Source organism: Eikenella sp. HMSC061C02, assembly GCF_001809035.1.
Lineage (GTDB): Bacteria > Pseudomonadota > Gammaproteobacteria > Burkholderiales > Neisseriaceae > Eikenella > Eikenella corrodens.
Genome location: NZ_KV795560.1, coordinates 102,399 through 116,451 on the forward strand (window position 1 = coordinate 102,399; position 14,053 = coordinate 116,451).

Below are 14,053 nucleotides of genomic sequence, written 5' to 3' on the forward strand. Positions count from 1 at the left end.
CCCCGCGCCTGCAGGCGCAGCCCGCCCTGACCACCCTACGCTTTAGCGCCGTTCTGAGCGGTTTGGAACAAATTGCCGTACCCAAGGGCACGCGGGTCAATGCCGGACAGACCAGCTTTGTCACCACCGTAGCCGCCCTGCTGACTGCTGCCCAAAGCAGTGCCGAAGTGGCCGCCGAATGTACGGAAAGCGGCAGCGTGGGCAATGGCTGGTCGGTCGGCCAAATCAACAGCCTGGCCGAGCGGCTGCATCCGACGATTGATGTGGCTGTCAGCAACACCACCGTTTCCGCCGGCGGGGTGGAAATTGAAGACGACGAAGCCTACCGCGAGCGCGTGTTGCTGGCGCCGGAGAGCTTTAGCGTAGCCGGGCCGGTGGGTGCCTACCAATATTGGGCGCGGCAGGCCAGCCCGGCGGTGGTGGACGTGCACGTGGCCAACGATACCGACGACGGCGGCCAGCCTATAGGCGGGCGGGTGGCGGTAACCGTGCTGGCCAAAGACGGCCTGCCCAATGCCGAGCTGATTGGCAAGATTCAGGCCGCACTCTCAGCAGAAAAACGCCGCCCGCTGTGCGACACCGTAGTGGTCAAAGCGCCGACCGCCGTCGATTACACGCTGGACGCCGAGCTGACCCTGTTTACCGGCACCGATGCCCGCACCGCCAAAGCGGCGGCCGAGCAGGCATGGGCGGTGTATGAAGCCGCCCGCCGCAGCCGGCTCGGTTTGGACATCGTGCCGCTGGACATCATGAGTGCGCTGAAAGTGGCCGGTGTCTACAACGTGGTGCTGCATAACCTGCCGCTGACCATGGTCAAGCCCGACCAGTGGGCGCGCTGCACCAGTACCACCATCCGCATTGCCGCACAAACGGCGGAGGGCTAGACGATGGCCAAACTTTCCTACGCCGCCATCATCGAACGCGACCAACGCGCCCGTGCCCTAGCCGAATTGGGATTGCGTTTGGATTTGGCCGAGCTGCCGCAACTGATGCCGCGCCTGGTCGATTTGGTCGCCCCCGAACACCTGCCGCTGTTGGCCGAGAGCCGCAGCATCTTGGGTGCCGACGGCTACTGGCTGGCCGAATCGGACGATGCGCGCCGCAAGCTGATTAAAGGTGCGTACGAGCTGCACCGCTACAAAGGCACACCGTGGGCAATCCGTGAAATCGTGCGGCGGCTCGGGTTTGGCGAGGTACGGATTCTCGAAGGGCTGAACGGCCAAACCTACGACGGCAGCATCAACTACAACGGCAGCCATGTTTACGGTGCCGGCAGCTACTGGGCGCACTACCGCATCGTTATGAACAGCGTGATTACCAACGACCAGGCCGCGCTGTTGCGCAAAACGCTGGCCGCCTTCGCGCCGGCACGCTGCCTGTTGGCAGCCTTGGATTATCAGGCCGTCCCCCTGCGTTACAACGGGCGGGCGGCCTATGACGGCAACTTTAACTTTGGAGCAGCTTAAAAAATGGCGAATATCACGGAAGAACTGAACAACCCGCAATGGTCGGAAGGTATCTACCAGCTGGAAACCACCGACCCGGTATTGGGCGGGCCGAACGGCATTGCCAACCGGCAGGCCAAGGAACTGGCCGCGCGGACGCAGTATTTGAAGAAGAAGCAGGAGGAGGACAAACCGGGTGCGGCCAGCACCACCAAAGCCGGCATCGTACAGCTCTCGTCTGTCACTGACAGCAACAGCGAAGAGCTGGCAGCCACGCCGAAGGCGGTGAAGGCGGCTTACGACAAGGCTGTCGCCGCTAAAGAAGCGGCAGACGCCGGCATGATACCCAGCGGCGCCGTGATGTACTTCGCCGGGCGGAATGCCCCGACCGGCTGGCTCAAAGCCAACGGTGCGGCTGTATCCCGCACTACCTATGCCGCCCTGTTTGCCGCCATCGGCACGACCTATGGCGCAGGCGACGGGCGCAGCACTTTTAACTTGCCCGACCTGCGCGCCGAATTCTTGCGCGGCTGGGACGATGGACGTGGCATAGATAGCGGGCGAGCCTTCGGCTCGGCACAGAGCGATGCCATCCGTAACATCAAGGGCAGCTTGGAGGCTTTATACGGCAGCCAACGTTACACACTATATACAAAGGCAGAGGGAGCGTTTGCCACAGACTCGGACGATGGCGCAAATACGACATTCAGGAGCTCCACCGACGACCATGCCCACCGCCAAAAACGGGTGGTGTTTGATGCTAGTCGCTCTGTGCCCACCGCCGACGAAAACCGCCCGCGCAACATTGCACTGCTCGCCTGCATCAAGATTTAAGGCTACCTGAAAGGATAAATCATGAGCGAAAACCAATACCCGCCCACCAAACCCGTGTGCCAGTTGGATGCCGACAGCCTCTACCTGCACCAAACTGTGGCCGACCTCGACCCGTTGGCCGCAGACGGCAGCTACCTGCTGCCCGCCGGCTGCATCGACACCCAGCCGCCAGAAATCCGCACAGGCTTTGCTGCCCGCTGGCTGCCTGAAAAAGCCGCCTGGCAATACCTGCCCGACCATCGCGGCAAAACCGCCTACCGCACCGCAGACGGCGCGGAGGTGCGGATTGAACAGGCGGGCGAGCTGCCCGCCGGGCTGACCCTGCTGCCGCGAGAAAACGAGCATCAAACGTGGGATGCCAAGGCTAAGGCGTGGGTATTGCTCCCAGTTGTTGCAGCGCAAATCAAAGAGCAACAACAAGATGAGATGTGGGAGCGTATTAAAGATAAGAGGTATGACAACCTGCGGCATGGGGTATTTGTCAAAAGCGTGGGTAAGTGGTTTTACACCAACGATGAGAGCCGCACCCAATACATCCTACTGCGCACCATGAAAGAGTTGCCGGCGGGGTTACGCTGGAAAACGATGGAAAATGATTTTGTTCTCATGACCCGCGAGCTGCTGGATGAGATGACTACGCAGATGGTATTGGATGAGCAGGCCGACTTTGCCAACGCCGAACGCCATAAAGCCGCCATGTTAAAGGCCGAAAATCCGCTGGAATACGATTATTCGGACGGTTGGACAGCTAACTATGAGCAGCCCGCCGCCGAGCTGGAAGAGGCTGAAAAATGAGCCAGCGCCAAATTTATCTCGCCTTGTACAAAGGACATCGCGACGGCAGCGGCTGGCGTGTGTGGTGTGCCCAGGCTACCGATTGGCTCACCCGTATCCTCACCCGTGGCCAGTACAGCCACGCCGAGATTGTGGTGCGTGAGCATCCGCAGGCATCGGTTTATACCTGCTACTCCGCTTCCATCCGCGATAAAGGCGTGCGCTGCAAAGTGATGCCGCTGCCGGCGGCTAAATGGGATTTGATTCCATTGCCCTCCACCCAGGAGGCACACGAGCAGCTGCAGCGGGTATGGACGGCCACCGAGGGGCAGGGCTACGACCTAATGGGCGCATTGGGTATCGCTTTCGGACTGCCACAAAACCGCCGCCGCTGGTTCTGCAGCGAATGGTGTGCGACTACCCTAGGGCTACCCGCAGGCTGGCGCTGGTCGCCCAACGACCTCGCTGTTATCGTACCCACTCTATATAAGAAAGAGGCATAAAAATACCCGCCACAGGGGCGGGGATACGCAATAAGTAGGACGGCGGCGCGGCCGGTGTTTGCCCACCAAACCGCGCCAGCCACGCAGAGATAGCCTGCATGACCCAAGGCCGCCACCTCTAGAGGCGGGCGGATTCTAACATACCGGTAATGTGGGAGCTGCAAAAATGCAATATCGTTGCAAAAACTGTAATAAGCTGTTGGCCAAAGGCGAGGGTGAGCTGGAAATCAAATGCCCGCGCTGCAAAGCGGTCAACCAATTTGGTTCTTTAACAACTCGGAGTGCCTGTGAGCGCCAAACTTCAAGGAGCAAGCATCATGGGCAACACCCATCCCGTCAGTCCGCTTAGGGGCTGGCTGGGCGGCAAATACCGCCTGGCCGGTACCATCATTCCGTTAATCCCGCCAGACCATACCTGCTACGCCGAAGTGTTCGGCGGTGCGGCATGGGTGCTGTTCAAAAAGCCGCCATCCAAAGTGGAGGCCATCAACGACATCAACGCCGATGTCATCAACCTATATAGGTGTGTTCAAAACCACCTGCCCGAGCTGCTGCGGCAGGCCGAATACCTGTTGCCCAGCCGCGATGAGTATTGCCGGTTGCAGCATTGCAATCCCTCCACCCTGACCGACATCCAGCGTGCGGTGCGCTTCCTCTATCTGCACCGCATGGGTTTCGGCGGTAAGGTGGTCGAGTTCTGCTGCGCTGCCACCAGCACCCGCCCACCCAAGTTCCGCGCCGACCGGTTGGCCGAGGAGCTGCAACACAGCCACCGCCGCCTGCAGGGTGTGATGCTGGAGCGGCTCAACTACGACGACTTCATCGCCCGCTACGACAAGCCCGGCACCTTCTTTTACATCGACCCGCCGTATTGGGATTGTGAGACGATGTACGGCAAAGGCATCTTCGCTAAGGCAGATTTCGAACGGCTGGCCGAGCAGCTACGCCACATCAAAGGGCGCTTCCTGCTATCGATTAACGACGTACCTCCCATTAGGGAGATTTTTACCGGCTTCCAGTTTAAAGAGGTCAGCCTGCGCTACAGCATCAATAAGGAGATTACTACCGAGGCTGACGAGCTGTTGATTGCCAACTACCCCATCAACATAGAGCAAGCGGAGTCAGCTTGATGTAAAAAATCCCACCAAGTAAGGTAGGATTTGTAACGTTGTTGCACAGGGTGCAATAATATCAAGACTGATTTATCGCGCCGAAGTGGGGATATTTATCGCGCGCGGCTTCATCAGCAAAACCCGGACTGTACCCATCTTCAGTCAAAATCAGAGGACAGCGTTCGCATGAACGGTGTGAGTCTTCCTCGTACCAGTCTAGTACACGACGACTAAACTCATAGTAGTCTGGGCACCCAGCAGGTAGAGGTACATAGTAACCATACGCACATTCGAAAACCAGTTTCCACAAAGAGGCTTCTAGTCGGTAGGCTGCGGAATTCACTTCTAAGCCTTGCATTTTCGGTTCAAGCATAATGTTCCCTTTCAAGATTTACAGTACCAAGTCTCACCGTTGCTGAAACGCGCGACCTCGGTATAAGGTTCTACAAAGTCGGATACGAGCCGCTCGTACTCAATCCACGCCGCACGGATTACAGCGTTGGTGGCGAGTTCCAAGGACGAGCGTTTACAACCCTTACGCACACGGTATAAGGCATTGACTTGCGCTTCGCTCAATCCGGAATGCGCGAGCAAGTCATCACGAATAGCAGGTGTAGGGTCATACCCTTCCTCCCAGTCGCACATTTCGTAGCCCGAGCCGACCGACAAAATCGGGTCGATATTCGCGCCGTCGTAGTAGCCAGAACGCAAAACCAACTCGATTTCGGCTTGAATTTCCAGCCCACCGACTTCGGTCGAAGCATGTACCCGCGCAATCGTGAGCCCGCCGTAGCTGTTGTCATAACGAGAACGTGCAAGGCGGGAATCACGTTCTACGGGGTAGGAATAGACCTCCACATTGCGATGATTCATTACTCGGTTGTATGGTTGCATTTTGTTGGCTTCGTTCTGAATCATCTCGACCACGGAATCAATTTGGAAAGTTGCCTGGTCAGCAAAATATTCCCAATCGTCCTCCGATATTAGAGGCAAACCCTCTGCTTCACGGTACACGTTCTCGGCAGCGATTTGCTCGGGGTCGTTCCAATCATGCACGGACGACAATTGGATGACGTCCAAGCGGTGTTCATAACAAAAGTTTGAGGTTCCCATTTTCAATCTTCCTCTTCTTCAAATTCAGACGGGTCCACGCCAGTCAGTTCGTACATCTTGGAACATAAATCTGACACGGCATCATATTTTCCCTGTTGATAGGCTTGTTTTGTTTTGAGTTGTTGTTCTCGCAACAAGCACCACAATTCATAACACATCAGCCCCATACGAGTAGGACGTAGCCAAACATATTGAGCAATAAATTCTGGTGTTACATCGCGTATGTATCGTGTGTAATCAGGATGATGTGGCACAGCTTCCATCAACCCGCTATCTAGAGTGGTTTGAAGATGTTCCCAATCTTTTAGTACACTGACAGGTTGCCCCCACTCAATGCTATTTTTAATTCGAGTCCAAGCTCGAAAATTGTTCAATTCAGGGATTTTCGTTTTCATTTTCAGGCTCCATTTACCAATATAAAGGTTGTCCGGTCAGTGATTCAGTATCCACGCCCTGCGTCCTCAACCAAGCAAGCCACCGTTCGCGGTACTCTTCTTGGTCTATCTGTTTCAGGACCCAGGACGTGCTGTATGTATGCCACGCAATGCGTACCGCGCCGTACTCCGCGTCTATAGCGTCGTCAAACGCGGTTTCAGCATCGCGCCAAGTACGGATTAGCATGAAGAAAACCCTCCTAGCTCGTCCGTATCGACGCCTTCAGAATCCAACCAGTCCAGCAACTCGGTTCGATATGCAATCGGGTCGCATTTGAACAGCACCTCTGCCGGTGAGAAGACGAGGAAGCCGATTCTGATAGCCGGATAGCAGTCATCCAGCATTTCGTCAAAAGCCTGCTCAGCGTCATACCAAGTTTCAAATTCCATGATTTGCTCCTTAATCAAAATTATCTAAAGTCAAAAAGTTGTCGCCCAGAAAGCCGTGGTAGTCCAACCCGTTCTCAAACCGGACAATCGTTGTCGCCAATCCGAATGCGCCGGACAGCACTGCACTCGGACGCACTCCGATAAAACGCTCAATCAAATCCGCAGTCATCGCCCAAGTTGATTGAACGCGCCGGTCGAACGTCCAGTCGTAGGCAGATGCCTCGTTCGGTTCAAACTCAAATCTGTAGTGTTTATCCATGATTTGCTCCTAAATGCTTTGAAATTCAGAAATAGCAGTACCCGACCACTGCGTTCCGACACATGCCCCGATAGAAAAGCCGCTGATGTCGGGATTCGTGCGGCGCATGGCACGACACCAAGCGCGGGCGGCTGTCTCCAATTTCGACGGGCTCAACCGAGCGTCGAGCAGTTTCTGCCCGCCGTTGCGGTTGAACGGTTTTCCAGATGCGGTATAAAGTTGTACGAATGCGTATTTCATGATGTTGTTTTCCTTAATAAAAATGCGGACTACCGTTGGTAGTCCGCGTTGTTTCAAATTTCGTTCCAGATTTTGTGATACCAGTTCGGGTTGTCCTCGAACCAGCGTTTGGCAATCTCCGCCATCTGTTTCAGGTCGTCGGACGTGAGTTGTGAGTTCCACTTTTCGTCGAAGTATTCTGTGTCGCCGAATATGCGATGCAGAAGCTCGGATCCGATGATGTAAACCAGCGTGTTCGCCACGCGGCAGGGATCGGATAGGTCGGTGTACACTTGACCAAAATTGTCCTGCTCGTATTTCTGAACCGAACCGATGGCGGCAAACGTGCCGATTTCTTCTAATACCGCTTCAGCATCTGCGTAGTAGATATAATGGTCGTCGTTGTACAGGTCGCAATGCAGGTCGCAGGCATAAGGTTCATCTAAAAAAGGCAGCTCCTCGAGAGCTGCCTTTGCGGTTCGGAATATCGCGGGAGTGTTGTTCATGATTGGTCTCCAAATTGAGAAGGAACAGTTGTGGTGTCATCTATCAGGTTCTGGCAGGCAAACCTTGCCCGTATTTGCGCGTCTGCCAGTTCGGCAAGGCGGTGGGTTCTGTGTCGACTTTCATGGACAGTACGAAAGCCGGACGGCTGTTGCTTGGATGGCAGGGCAATGGTTAGGTTCCATACGTTGTAGGTAGAAAGGCAGATGGTGGTAATCAGGCGGTTCATGGCGGGATTCCTTATGAGAAAAGTAGGATTGATTGCAGGAATGTGGAAAGTAGAATTAGCAGGGCAAGACATACAGTTTCGGTTTTGGGGTGCATAATGTTCTCCGTAATATGTTAATGGTGCGATTTTGAGGGTGTTTTGCTTAAAAAATAGGCAGAACTGAAGGGGGGACAGGATTGGATTTCAGAAGGCTGAAGGGGGGACAGGATTTGAATTTTTCGCTCTGAAGGGGGGACAGGATTGCACGAAGGGGGGACAGGATTGGGCAATCCTGTCCCCCCTTCGCGGGTCAAAAGTACAATCCTGTCCCCCCTTCGTGCTTAAAAAATAGTCACCTGTCCCCCCTTCGCGGGTCAAAAGTACAACCCTGTCCCCCCTTCGCTGTCGTCATGTGTGAAATAAATTCACTGTTTTTGGTCAGAAATTGGCATTTAATATGAATTTCGTTCAGATTCAGTCCACGAATTTTTCATATGTTTTTCAGTGAAAGCCCCAGCCAGCGCGGGTTTGCAGCCGATTTTCAGCGCAATTTCAATTTTTCCAGCACCGGCAGCATTTTTCCAAAAAAGTTTTGGGAACGAATTTTTAAAAAAAGTTCCTATAAACAAAAAAAAAAACCGACCTTCTTTTTAAAGGTGTCCAAATTGAATGTAAAAGGCACTGCAGAACCGCATTGCTGGCTGGTTTCACTGAAAAACGCATGCTGAAATTCAACTATGTTTGTTGAATATTGTGTAAACTAGTTGAACGCTGAAGAAACGCTGGAAAACCGCGCTGAATCAGCGTTTGCACTGGTTTTGGAATTGTAAATGTGTATAGATGTTAATAAATACACCTTTACAAACGTAATTACTCTAATTTAGGTTGAGCAATTTGGGCTGAACATTGAGCAACTGACAACGCACTTATAACAATGCACAATGCACAACGCACAATTAGCAATGCAGGTTGAGCAACTAGCAATGCACAATGCGGGTTCCAAAGAAAAACGGATTTGGTTTCGATTCCAAATCCGTTTCGTTCTCAAACCGCGTCAGAATGCGCTAGGATTGCATTCAAGCCTTTAGGTAGCCTACCCTACCCTCTCACTGCTAAACGCAATCCTAGCGCATTCTAGCGCGATTCCAGCGCATTTCAGCCAGCAAAATGGGCTGCTAATTGCTGAACCGATGTCCTACGATAAGGACGCGCTTCCGGCGTTCTGCGTTCCACGGGCTCGATATAGCGATTTCGAGCCGGCAATTTGCGACCTGCATTGTGATTTGCACGTTGAACGCTGCAAATCGTGATTAGAGGTCGCGGGTTTTCGTTATAGCGGTGCAGGGCTTGATAGAATGCCCTGCGGGATTCCGCGTTTTGGTATGTTTTGCGGTCAAAGCCGAATTTGACCGCAGCGGGGGCAGACTCAAAGACTGCCTTAAATTTGGCGCGGGCAAGCGTTTCTCGTTTGGTGAAACGCAGGGCGCGATTGATTGCATGACGCAATTCGGGCGAAAGAATGGCAAGATACGCCATTACTTCGAAATATTCGGGAATGGACATATCACTGGCGTCGATGTCCAGTGCTTTGAATGGGCAATAGTCTGTATGCCGAATCCATGCCGGCAGATGATTAATATTCAACATTTTTAAAGCCTCTCAGTTTAGGATTGAGTCTTAGACGGTCTTAGACGGTCTTAGACGTGGGTTGTGGGTTGTAGGATGTGGAATTCACGTTGTGGAATTCACGCCGTGGAATTCACGTTGTGGGTTTAGCAACGCAGGATTTTCGACGTGGAATTTAGGACGTGGGTTTCAGGCAGCACAAAACACGCCCGAAAACTAGCGGCGTGCTTTGTGGATTTGGTTTCAAAATCGACAGGTACTAAAAAGCCCCTGCTTTTCGCAGGGGCTTGGCGTTTTTAATTTTCTTGGCATAGTTCCCACATGGCTGCCCACCGCATATTATGAACCGCAGCGGCAACACAATGGCTGAATACAACCGCGATAGGGGCACTCACGGAAGCGCTTTGAATGTGCTGTTCATGCGCCCATTCTTCTTCGTCGAACATAAAATGACGAATATCAGCGGTCGAACAATCCGCCATTGCTTCAGCCATTGATTTAAAGCCTTCTTCTTCTAAATCCGCTTGAAATTCCTTGGCGGCTTCTTCCTGCACCATTGAATCCCATTTGGCGCGCATTGCCGCTGGCATATGTTCGAAATGCCAGCCGCGAAATTCTGCAAATTTGTCCATAGTCTTTCCTTTCTGTATTTGGTTTGAACCGCCTGCAAATCGCAGGCGGTTTTGTTGCTATGCGCTTTTCACGTTGGCGCTAGGCGGTTCACCTGCGCCAATTTCATTCTGAGTGAGGCAGGCTTCGCGGTGTTTAGAAACCTTGGCTTTTAGGATACTGTCCAGGATTTCAATATCTACTTCAGAAATCCAGCCAATTTCTGCCAGTTTACTAAATACGGAATGACCGCGTTTCAAGGCAGCGTCGCCCTGTTCAACGATTGATTTTTCAACCTTGGCTTTCTGCGCTTTCTCTTCGCCTAAGCCTAACGGCTTGAAGGGATTAACCAAACTGTCCAAAATATCAAGCATTGAATTCTGGTGTTTCTTCCAGTTTTTCGGGTAGCCTGTTAGCCCGTTAGAACTGAACTTCACCACTTTGGTAATTTTTCCAGCCTGCCCGCTGGCTTCCTTAATCCTGCGCTGATAACTGCCTGGCAGGCTTTCCAATGCGGGAAAAGCGTTAGAAAGCAAATTCACATCTTGCGCTATTACGGCGGCACGAATTACGTTTACAAATGCTTGAAACATTGTGGCTATTTCGTAATTGTGCTGCTGAATAGCATCATCCAACGTATTCCGTTGAGAAACTACACGGGCAACGGCTTCTTTCCAAGTAGTCAAAACGGCGTTTTCGTTAGTGATAACTTGATTTATTAAGTTTTCCATGGTAATATTTCCTTGTAAGTTAAGTTTAAAGATGCCTAGCTATTTGCACTAGCTAGGCGCAAAAATCTTCTACAATATATGTTCAGCTATAGCTACCCTATAGCTGGACATACCTATATTTATAGGATTTGTAGAAAGATATAATTATTAAGGAACAGTTACGCGATAGGCGCTTACAAAATACGCGCTTCCACGGGTATTTATGCCATTTATATCGCTGCCATTGAATACGCTTGGCTTGCTTTATTACTTTACTTAATTTGTTGAGTGTATTATCTTATAGATATAACTATATGTCTATTGTTTTTTACACTCTTTAACATAACCGTATTAAGGCATTGTATTCCTTCGCTTTTTCTAGGCAGCGAATTGCCTTACTTTTCAAGAGTTCATACTCTTGGCTGTTCTTTGCATGGCTTGATTGTTCAGCAAGCCGTAAGGCTTCACGCTGGCAAGCGCGATACTGCCGAATGTAGTGAAGCAACATGATTATTCCTTTCCATGGCGCATTTATTGCGCCTTTGTTGTATTAGGCGGGGATTCGTGTGTAATTTAGATAATACAAATCCCTATAACTGGTATATCGGGCAGCCGCTTCGTATCTATGCAGTTTGCGGCATTCCTTTATTTTTGCCGTTAGGGCTGCTATTTGCGCGTTATAGTGGGCGCGTATCTCTTGATTAGTCATTTCAGGTATCCTTTATAGGCTGTCAATGATTTGCTTGATTTGCGCGCTAATTTCGCGGCTTTTTGCGCGCAATTCTTCGCATTCTTTGATAGATTTGGCGGTTTCCATATCTGCCATGATTTTCCTTTCTAAGGCAGTCAATGCGTCTAAGCGTGCAAAAATGTTCATTTTGTGGCTTCCTTTCGGGCTGTTGTTTATCGGATTGGCGCCATTATGCCTATTTCCTATCGTGTACGCAATAGGCATTTTGCAATGAGAAGATAAGTTACTAATTTAAAAGGAAAGAAAACCTATATCTTTACCTTTATTAACAATGCAAGCAGAGGCATAGCGGGGATATTCCGGCGGCATAAAAAACTATCACTAATACATGACGTATAGTCTTTTTCTATCACAGGGAGCTTGCTCCCTGAATGAGGCCCCTCTCTAAAAATTTTCATTTCCCCACATTTCCCTATTGCGTTCGCGGTAGGGAAGCGCCATAATACCCCTATTTCGAGGACTATTATGGCTATCTCCTTTTCCACCGCCTCCGAGCGGTACACTACTAAATTCCCATTGAAGTCGCTGAAATCCTTTGCTGGTGTGGATAAACCATGCACCATACACTGTGAGTTGCACGGTGAGGTTGAAGCGGCCACTTATTACAGTGTGATGAACTCAAAGCACGGTTGTCCCATTTGTGGACGTGAAGCGAGTAGAAGAAAAAGCGCAGCCAGGCTGACCCCATCAGACACTGCGAATCCTATTCTTGAAGATGTACTCACTTACTTACAAGCCAACAATATTTCTCTTCTGAGTTACAAAGGTCAGACCAAAGAGGCCCTGGCGCACGATCTTCTGTTACCGGCTGTGTGGTCAGCCGTGCATAAAGTGATCTATGAATACCTGACGACAGGAAAAGGTAAGCGTAAAGCATTGTCTGAACTCCAAAGGTTCGACCGTGTGCTACACGAGCATCTCCTGATGGTTCAGAATACGGCACATGACGTATAACCTTTTTCTATCACGTCAGTCAGCAGCCGTTACGGGGCCTCTCTCGAAAAATGCGGAAATATAATGACACCATTCAGCAACTCCGCTCCCTCCCCCTACCCTTTCCGACGCTGAGTTCCGCAAACAGGTGTTGGACCTGCTTAACAATTAACGTCCCGGCGCATATAATTAACCCCGTCTTAACATTTCTGACGGGGTTATCTCTTATGAAGAGGTTTTCTCTTTACCTCCTATCTGTTGTTTTGCTGGCTGGCTGCAACGCTGAAACATCCAAACCTGCGGCTTCGGAACCTGCTTCGGCAAGTACGCCGGCGGCGGCAAGTGATGGTGCTACCACTACTGTTTCTTCATCCCCGGAGACTACGAGTATCCCAGCGGTTGATAACACACCCTCCCCTCGTTGGGACTACGGTACGGAGAAAGATGAGTTACGAGGGAACCTAAGTTATTTTGCTACTTTGGAATCGGACATTAACTACGATTCCGAAGGGGCGCCTCGTACTGTTTTTATGGCCTTGCGGAAAAATTCCCGTGGCGCGAAAGATATTTATTTCTTGGCAGAGCGGGCAGTGTTTCAGTGCCTGCTCTATGACGGATGTAAGGCTTCCTACCGTTTTGATAACGGGCCTTTAAAGACATTGGAGTTGGTAGGTACACACTCTACCTCCTTAGAGTCGGATTTAGTTTTCGTAAGACAACCCGTTGCGTTTACTAAGGAAATGAAGAGGGCTGGTACTCTGCTGATTGAGTTGGAATTTATTGGGTCTGGGCGCCAACAGTACAAATTCGATGTGCATGGGTTGGAGTGGAATCACTGGTAAGTCACCCGGTTTTCTTTCTACTGGAAACTTTACACGGGCAGATTACCTTTACTGCGGCGTGTTCCTTGCTTGATTTCTTGCTCGACCTTGCGCTTCCGAAGTCCGAAAGCGGCTTTATCATGCTCACGTTCGGCCAACCATTCTGTAAGATATTGGATATATAACCTCTCTACCAGTTCATACGCTGTCATAATGCCCTCACTGAATAACTGTCTTTAAAATATTTCTTCCAATTATACACTTTCCAGCGTAAATAGTGTAATATTCTCCCTGTGTCTCGCAAGCACACCTTCATGGCGGTACCACCCTGTCAGTGTGGCTTATTTCTTCTGCACCTTCTCACCGGTGCACACACCATTCAAAAGTTTACTCCAAGGCAGGATGAGCCTATCCGTAAGGACGGCTGCACGAACCATGAACGTGTTGCGAACATCCTGCACCCTTCGGGGTTAGTTCCTTAACAACTTGGAGGCTTTACCATGAACGCTATTATTTCTGTGGCGGAAACTCCCATTCGACAACTCAATGGACTCTACTCGCTAAACGACTTGCACCGTGCGGCGGGTGGGGAAGACCGACACTCCCCACGTCGGTGGTTGCAAAATCAGCAAACCGTTGATCTAATTTTAGAAGTTGAAAAAGACGGAAACCCGTCTATTTTGAAAAAACAAAGACTTGGAACTTTTGCTTGCAAAGAGCTCGTTGTACACTACGGAATGTGGGTTTGAAGAGCGGATCAATTCCAGTTATTGCAATAACCCCGTAACGAAAAACACCTCCCAAGTCG

General features: G+C 51.1%; 22 protein-coding genes and 1 pseudogene. 12 read left to right on the plus strand and 11 right to left on the minus strand.

Features of this window, described 5'->3' with window-relative positions; all coding sequences use genetic code 11:
* From HMPREF2541_RS07975 to HMPREF2541_RS08000, 8 genes and pseudogenes are all read left to right on the plus strand, one after another.
* A partial coding sequence (locus HMPREF2541_RS07975; protein ID WP_070542911.1) for a baseplate assembly protein occupies positions 1 to 884 on the plus strand: 884 nt, incomplete at its 5' end.
* Positions 885 to 887: 3 nt separating this feature from the next.
* A complete protein-coding gene (locus HMPREF2541_RS07980; RefSeq protein WP_070542913.1) occupies positions 888 to 1,466 on the plus strand; it encodes a phage tail protein in 579 nt (192 codons plus the stop codon).
* Between the two features lie 144 nt (positions 1,467 to 1,610).
* Positions 1,611 to 1,799 (plus strand): annotated as a pseudogene (locus HMPREF2541_RS12575) (phage tail protein); the annotation flags it as partial.
* Between the two features lie 6 nt (positions 1,800 to 1,805).
* Positions 1,806 to 2,279 (plus strand): phage tail protein, encoded by a 474-nt coding sequence (locus tag HMPREF2541_RS12580; RefSeq protein WP_371327086.1) that lies wholly within the window; start codon positions 1,806 to 1,808, stop codon positions 2,277 to 2,279.
* A 21-nt stretch (positions 2,280 to 2,300) separates the two neighbouring features.
* Positions 2,301 to 3,074, plus strand: a complete 774-nt coding sequence (locus HMPREF2541_RS07990) for a DUF4376 domain-containing protein (protein ID WP_070542918.1) — start codon at positions 2,301 to 2,303, stop codon at positions 3,072 to 3,074.
* The gene (locus HMPREF2541_RS07995) at positions 3,071 to 3,556 is read left to right on the plus strand and encodes an enoyl-CoA hydratase (RefSeq protein WP_070542921.1); all 486 of its coding nucleotides are present in this window, start codon (positions 3,071 to 3,073) and stop codon (positions 3,554 to 3,556) included. Before HMPREF2541_RS07990 ends, HMPREF2541_RS07995 begins: the two co-directional genes overlap by 4 nt.
* Positions 3,557 to 3,722: 166 nt before the next feature.
* The gene (locus tag HMPREF2541_RS11670) at positions 3,723 to 3,905 is read left to right on the plus strand and encodes a Com family DNA-binding transcriptional regulator (protein ID WP_083296798.1); all 183 of its coding nucleotides are present in this window, start codon (positions 3,723 to 3,725) and stop codon (positions 3,903 to 3,905) included.
* Complete coding sequence (locus HMPREF2541_RS08000; protein ID WP_246824981.1) at positions 3,844 to 4,686, plus strand: DNA adenine methylase; 843 nt, start codon at positions 3,844 to 3,846, stop codon at positions 4,684 to 4,686. The genes HMPREF2541_RS11670 and HMPREF2541_RS08000 overlap by 62 nt, the downstream gene beginning before the upstream one ends.
* 366 nt (positions 4,687 to 5,052) lie before the next feature.
* Here HMPREF2541_RS08000 and HMPREF2541_RS08005 read toward each other — a convergent pair whose 3' ends face one another.
* The 7 genes from HMPREF2541_RS08005 to HMPREF2541_RS12000 all read right to left on the minus strand — a co-directional run bounded on the left by HMPREF2541_RS08005 (position 5,053) and on the right by HMPREF2541_RS12000 (position 7,816).
* Positions 5,053 to 5,781, minus strand: a complete 729-nt coding sequence (locus HMPREF2541_RS08005) for a hypothetical protein (protein ID WP_070542927.1) — start codon at positions 5,779 to 5,781, stop codon at positions 5,053 to 5,055.
* A 2-nt stretch (positions 5,782 to 5,783) separates the two neighbouring features.
* Positions 5,784 to 6,176, minus strand: a complete 393-nt coding sequence (locus tag HMPREF2541_RS08010) for a hypothetical protein (protein WP_070542929.1) — start codon at positions 6,174 to 6,176, stop codon at positions 5,784 to 5,786.
* 219 nt (positions 6,177 to 6,395) lie between these two features.
* Positions 6,396 to 6,605 carry a hypothetical protein gene (locus HMPREF2541_RS08020; RefSeq protein ID WP_070542935.1) on the minus strand — a complete coding sequence of 70 codons (210 nt, stop codon included), beginning with the start codon at positions 6,603 to 6,605 and terminating at the stop codon, positions 6,396 to 6,398.
* A 10-nt stretch (positions 6,606 to 6,615) separates the two neighbouring features.
* Positions 6,616 to 6,864 (minus strand): hypothetical protein, encoded by a 249-nt coding sequence (locus tag HMPREF2541_RS08025; RefSeq protein ID WP_070542938.1) that lies wholly within the window; start codon positions 6,862 to 6,864, stop codon positions 6,616 to 6,618.
* Between the two features lie 9 nt (positions 6,865 to 6,873).
* Complete coding sequence (locus HMPREF2541_RS08030; RefSeq protein ID WP_070542941.1) at positions 6,874 to 7,104, minus strand: hypothetical protein; 231 nt, start codon at positions 7,102 to 7,104, stop codon at positions 6,874 to 6,876.
* A 53-nt stretch (positions 7,105 to 7,157) separates the two neighbouring features.
* Positions 7,158 to 7,589, minus strand: coding sequence for a hypothetical protein (locus HMPREF2541_RS08035; RefSeq protein WP_070542944.1), 432 nt, complete (start codon positions 7,587 to 7,589; stop codon positions 7,158 to 7,160).
* Positions 7,586 to 7,816, minus strand: a complete 231-nt coding sequence (locus HMPREF2541_RS12000; RefSeq protein ID WP_141744219.1) for a hypothetical protein — start codon at positions 7,814 to 7,816, stop codon at positions 7,586 to 7,588. The genes HMPREF2541_RS08035 and HMPREF2541_RS12000 overlap by 4 nt, the downstream gene beginning before the upstream one ends.
* 473 nt (positions 7,817 to 8,289) lie before the next feature.
* Between HMPREF2541_RS12000 and HMPREF2541_RS08040 the strand changes: the two genes are divergently transcribed.
* Complete coding sequence (locus HMPREF2541_RS08040) at positions 8,290 to 8,523, plus strand: hypothetical protein (RefSeq protein ID WP_070542947.1); 234 nt, start codon at positions 8,290 to 8,292, stop codon at positions 8,521 to 8,523.
* Positions 8,524 to 8,950: 427 nt separating this feature from the next.
* Here HMPREF2541_RS08040 and HMPREF2541_RS08045 read toward each other — a convergent pair whose 3' ends face one another.
* The 4 genes from HMPREF2541_RS08045 to HMPREF2541_RS12220 form a co-directional block, all read right to left on the minus strand.
* Positions 8,951 to 9,442 (minus strand): hypothetical protein, encoded by a 492-nt coding sequence (locus tag HMPREF2541_RS08045; protein ID WP_070542949.1) that lies wholly within the window; start codon positions 9,440 to 9,442, stop codon positions 8,951 to 8,953.
* A gap of 275 nt (positions 9,443 to 9,717) precedes the next feature.
* A complete protein-coding gene (locus HMPREF2541_RS08050; RefSeq protein WP_070542952.1) occupies positions 9,718 to 10,053 on the minus strand; it encodes a hypothetical protein in 336 nt (111 codons plus the stop codon).
* Positions 10,054 to 10,110: 57 nt separating this feature from the next.
* Entirely contained in the window at positions 10,111 to 10,761 is a 651-nt protein-coding gene (locus HMPREF2541_RS08055; protein ID WP_070542954.1) for a hypothetical protein, read from the minus strand.
* 700 nt (positions 10,762 to 11,461) lie between these two features.
* Positions 11,462 to 11,617, minus strand: a complete 156-nt coding sequence (locus tag HMPREF2541_RS12220; RefSeq protein ID WP_168161107.1) for a hypothetical protein — start codon at positions 11,615 to 11,617, stop codon at positions 11,462 to 11,464.
* Between the two features lie 339 nt (positions 11,618 to 11,956).
* Here HMPREF2541_RS12220 and HMPREF2541_RS08060 point away from each other — a divergent pair, with 339 nt between their 5' ends.
* From HMPREF2541_RS08060 to HMPREF2541_RS11675, 3 genes are all read left to right on the plus strand, one after another.
* Complete coding sequence (locus tag HMPREF2541_RS08060) at positions 11,957 to 12,445, plus strand: DUF723 domain-containing protein (RefSeq protein ID WP_070542958.1); 489 nt, start codon at positions 11,957 to 11,959, stop codon at positions 12,443 to 12,445.
* A 206-nt stretch (positions 12,446 to 12,651) separates the two neighbouring features.
* A complete protein-coding gene (locus tag HMPREF2541_RS12005; RefSeq protein ID WP_141744220.1) occupies positions 12,652 to 13,266 on the plus strand; it encodes a hypothetical protein in 615 nt (204 codons plus the stop codon).
* 479 nt (positions 13,267 to 13,745) lie between these two features.
* Positions 13,746 to 13,994, plus strand: a complete 249-nt coding sequence (locus HMPREF2541_RS11675) for a KilA-N domain-containing protein (RefSeq protein WP_083296799.1) — start codon at positions 13,746 to 13,748, stop codon at positions 13,992 to 13,994.
* The last annotated feature ends 59 nt before the right edge of the window (positions 13,995 to 14,053 follow it).